General features: G+C 46.1%; 5 protein-coding genes. 4 read left to right on the top strand and 1 reads right to left on the bottom strand.

All coding sequences use genetic code 11. The features are described 5' to 3' along the window. The first annotated feature begins 70 nt into the window (after positions 1-70). From metW to hemW, 4 genes are read left to right on the top strand one after another with little or no spacing between them, the layout of a single operon-like run. Positions 71-664: a methionine biosynthesis protein MetW gene (metW, locus tag A3757_RS02805; protein ID WP_068510019.1), complete on the top strand. Its 594-nt coding sequence runs from the start codon at positions 71-73 to the stop codon at positions 662-664. Between the two features lie 32 nt (positions 665-696). Continuing rightward, a complete protein-coding gene (locus A3757_RS02800; RefSeq protein ID WP_068510021.1) occupies positions 697-1167 on the top strand; it encodes a DUF4426 domain-containing protein in 471 nt (156 codons plus the stop codon). Between the two features lie 14 nt (positions 1168-1181). Further along, positions 1182-1787, top strand: a complete 606-nt coding sequence (gene rdgB, locus A3757_RS02795; RefSeq protein WP_068510022.1) for an RdgB/HAM1 family non-canonical purine NTP pyrophosphatase — start codon at positions 1182-1184, stop codon at positions 1785-1787. Positions 1788-1795: 8 nt separating this feature from the next. Beyond that, positions 1796-2974, top strand: coding sequence for a radical SAM family heme chaperone HemW (hemW, locus tag A3757_RS02790; protein WP_068510024.1), 1179 nt, complete (start codon positions 1796-1798; stop codon positions 2972-2974). Here the strand turns inward: hemW and hemL are convergent. After that, positions 2971-4254: a glutamate-1-semialdehyde 2,1-aminomutase gene (gene hemL / locus A3757_RS02785; RefSeq protein WP_068510026.1), complete on the bottom strand. Its 1284-nt coding sequence runs from the start codon at positions 4252-4254 to the stop codon at positions 2971-2973. The genes hemW and hemL overlap by 4 nt on opposite strands. Positions 4255-4449 lie beyond the last annotated feature (195 nt).

Raw genomic sequence — 4449 nt, 5'->3', positions numbered from 1 at the left:
TAATTCCAACGGAGCGCTATATGGCTATCTTCTCAGCTTATATGAAGCGTATTGCTGAGGAGATAAAATAATGCGTGCCGACCTGAGACTGATAGAACCCTGGGTGAAAGAAAGCAGCCGTGTGCTCGATTTAGGTTGTGGTGATGGCACTTTACTGGCGCACTTACAGCAGGAAAAGAAGGTCCTTGGATATGGGCTAGAGATTGCGTCAGAGCAGATAACCCGATGCATTGAGAAGGGAGTTAATGTTATAGAGCATGATCTGGACAAAAGAGGCCTGTCTCAATTTGCCGATCAGCAGTTTGATACGGTGATTATGACGCAAGCTCTACAGGCAGTCCGGCGTCCGGATGTGATGCTTGATGAAATGATGCGTCTCGGAAATCAGGGAATTGTTACCTTTCCAAATTTTGGCTATTGGCGTTGCCGCCATTACCTTTTGTGGAATGGCAAAATGCCGATGTCGAAAACTTTGCCGCATACCTGGTATAACACACCGAACATCCACCTCTGCACCTTTAAGGACTTTGAAGCGCTTTGTGTTCAAAAAGGTATCAAGATCCTGAACCGCGAAGTGGTGGATGCAGAGTTTGAACAGAGTAGTTTTGCGCGCATGTGGCCAAATCTATTTGCCGAATTTGCGGTATACCGCATTAGTAAATAATTCACTTTTTCTGATCCAATAGGCTCAAGCGTATGAATTCAGCGATGATACGAACCTTAACAAGTTTAATTTTTTTGCTCACGACTTTTCTTTCTGTTGCAGCGAATGCAGAGAAGAAAGAGGTATTTCCAGGGCCTGATGGCAGCGATTATGAAGTACACTATATTGCCTTTGCCTCGACCTTCCTCGATGAAGAGGTTGCAAGGCAGTATCAACTAGTTAGAAGTCGTTCTTTAGGCTTGGTTAATATCAGTATTATTAAGGTCGATAAGGAGGGAAAGCGAAAAGCAGTGGGTGGTTCCGTGCAGGCAGAGATGATCAATGAGATTCGCCAGTCGCAGTTTTTATCTTTCCAGCAAGTTATAGAAGGCGATGCTATTTACTACCTGGCTCAGCTTCAATATCGCGAGGGTGATTTGTTGACCTTTGACGTAACGGTTTACCCGCAAGGTGGAACACAGCCACTAAAACTGAGGTTTACGCAAAACTTCTATAACGATTAGCAGGTCAGGCAGAGATGAAAATTGTATTAGCTACGGGTAACCAGGGAAAACTTCGAGAGTTTAAATTACTGCTGGCTGATCATGATATTGAGGTCAGCCCGCAATCAGATTATAACTTTGAGCCGCCTGAAGAAACGGGGCTCAGCTTTGTTGAGAATGCCATTATTAAAGCGCGTTGCGCAGCCAAAATGACAGGCCTACCCGCTTTGGCGGATGATTCGGGTATCGCGATTGACGCCTTACAGGGACAGCCCGGTATTTATTCAGCTCGTTTTGCAGGTGAGGGAGCTAGTGACCAGGATAACATCGACCTGGTTTTGAAAAAGTTAGGGGGGGTTCCCGAGGCAGAAAGAACAGCGCAATTCCATTGTGTTCTGGTTTATATGTCGCATGCTGAAGATCCAACACCTTTAATTTGCCATGGCCGTTGGCCTGGTAGAATTACTGAAACTCAGAGTGGCAGTGAAGGTTTTGGCTATGACCCGGTATTTTGGGTATCTGATCAACAATGTACCGCAGCAGAATTGACGAAAGAAGAGAAAAACAAAATTAGCCACCGTGGCCAGGCAACCCAGGCTTTGCTCGACAAAATTGAGCTAATCAAAGCGTCAATGGCTTAGGCTGAGCCTTGAATACACTGCCTCCACTAAGTCTCTATGTACACATTCCCTGGTGTGTACGCAAATGCCCTTACTGCGACTTCAACTCCCATGTCAGTGCTGAAATTCCAGAACAGGCCTATCTAAATAAGCTTCTTGAAGATTTGGACTTTGATAGGGAATTTGCACAGGGCCGTAAAATTGAATCGATCTTTTTTGGTGGCGGTACACCGAGTTTAATGTCAGGTGAGTTTTATCAGCGCTTACTACCTGCCATAGATAAGCGATTGCCTTTTGCCGAGCATATCGAAATCACACTCGAGGCTAATCCAGGTACGACTGAAGCGAAGCGATTTCAAGCTTATGCTCAAGCAGGTATTAACCGCCTATCTTTAGGTGTTCAGAGTTTTAAAGACCGCTATTTGGAAAAGCTTGGGCGCATTCACTCTGCTAGTGAAGCAATGAAGGCCATTGAACAAGCACACGAGGGAGGTATTACTAACTGTAATATTGATTTGATGCATGGTTTGCCCGGGCAAACATTGGATGATGCCATGGATGATATCCAAAGTGCATTATCGCTTGGGCCGAATCACTTATCCTGGTATCAATTGACGATCGAACAAAATACCGAGTTCTATCGCTACCCGCCTGCTCTACCTGAAGATGAACTGATGTGGGATATTCAAAATAATGGCCTGCAATTGTTAGGCGAGAAGGGTTTTCAGCAGTACGAAGTCTCGGCATTCTCGAAACCAGATTTTCAAGCTAAGCACAATCTTAATTACTGGCAGTTTGGTGACTATCTTGGCATTGGTGCCGGTGCACACTCTAAAATCACTTTGCTAGATGATGCTCAGCAGCTTAGGGGAATGTATCGCTACCGTAAGACTCGAACCCCAAACGATTACTTAAAAGCAATTGCTAGTAGGCGCTCTGATGTCAGTTCAGGGCCTAGTATTAGAGTGGGCGAACAAGCTATTCCACAAGAAGATTTAGCTTTCGAGTTTATGATGAATGTTCTACGTCTGACGAAAGGTGTGCCAGCTTCACTACTATCTCAGCGTACGGGCCTGGAACTCAGCGTCTTAGAGCCTATGTTAACGGAACTCAAGACAAGGGGCTTGATGAAGGAAGAAGGCCTATGTACGACGGACAAAGGCCTGTTATTTCTGAATACTATTTTAGAAGGTTTTACAGAAAACTAAGCAAGAGACTTGAGCACTTTTCGTGCTGCTTCAACTGTTGCTTCAATTTCCTTATCGCTGTGCGCGCTTGAAACAAAGCCAGCTTCAAACGCAGACGGCGCAAGATAAACACCTTCTTCTAACATCGCATGATAGAAAGCCTTGAAACGAGGCAAGTCACATTCCATGACTTGATCAAAGCGAGAAACTTGCTCTGCTTCGGTAAAGAAGAAACCAAACATTGCACCCACCTGGTTAAAGGTCATTGGCACACCGGCTTCTTTAGCAGCTGCTTTTAAGCCGTCTACCAGTTTCGTGGTTTGCAGACTTAGCGCTTCATAGAAACCTGGCTCGGATATCGCATTCAGCATAGCTAGACCGGCTGCCATGGCGAGCGGATTACCCGATAAAGTACCGGCTTGGTAGACTGGGCCTGTAGGCGCTATCGCTTGCATAATATCTGTACGGCCACCGAAAGCGCCGACCGGTAAACCACCGCCAATTACTTTTCCTAAAGTAGTTAGGTCAGGCTTCACATTGTATACAGACTGGGCTCCGCCTAAAGCGGTTCTGAAGCCAGTCATGACTTCATCAAAGATCAAGACACTTTCATGTTTGTCACAGACTTCTCGTAAGCTTTCTAAAAAGCCAGGTACTGGAGGAATGCAGTTCATATTCCCGGCAACGGGTTCGACAATAATCGCAGCAACCTGGTCACCCATTTCATCAAACAGTGCTTTAACTTGGTCTGCATCATTATAGGTAAGGGTGATTGTATGCTCGGCGACACTCGCAGGTACTCCAGGTGAATTAGGCACGCCAAGCGTTAGCGCGCCAGAGCCTGCTTTAACGAGTAGCGAGTCAGCATGCCCGTGATAACAGCCTTCGAACTTAACGATTTTATCGCGTCCGGTAAAACCACGCGCCAAGCGAATAGCGCTCATGGTTGCTTCGGTTCCCGAACTCACCATACGAACCATTTCAATAGAAGGGACAAGTTCGCAAACCTTTTTCGCCATGATGGTTTCGATTTCAGTTGGCGCACCGTAGCCCAAGCCGTGGTCTAGTTGCGCTTTCACGGCAGAGATTACATCCGGGTTGGCATGGCCCAAGATCATTGGTCCCCATGACGCGACATAGTCGATATAGCGCTTGTCGTCGGCATCTACTAAATAGGCGCCTTCACCGCGTTCAAAGAAAATGGGAGTACCTTCAACACCTTTAAATGCGCGCACCGGGGAGTTTACGCCGCCTGGGATCACACTTTGGGCATCGTTGAAAAGATCTTCGGATCGAGACATATTGGAACCTGTTTCTAAATTAATAAGTTTGAATTTGTTTAAATGCGGCGCTTAGCGCCAGCGCAGCTTGGTAGATATCTGCCTGGCCAAAGAGACTATTAATGACCGCAATATTATGAGGAGGAGTATCTCTGAAGCGAGCAATATTGTCTATGCTAATACCCCCAATGGCTAGTACGGGAATACTCAATTGCA

The organism is Oleiphilus sp. HI0117, assembly GCF_001635235.1.
This window is presented reverse-complemented; position numbering and strand designations above follow the sequence as displayed.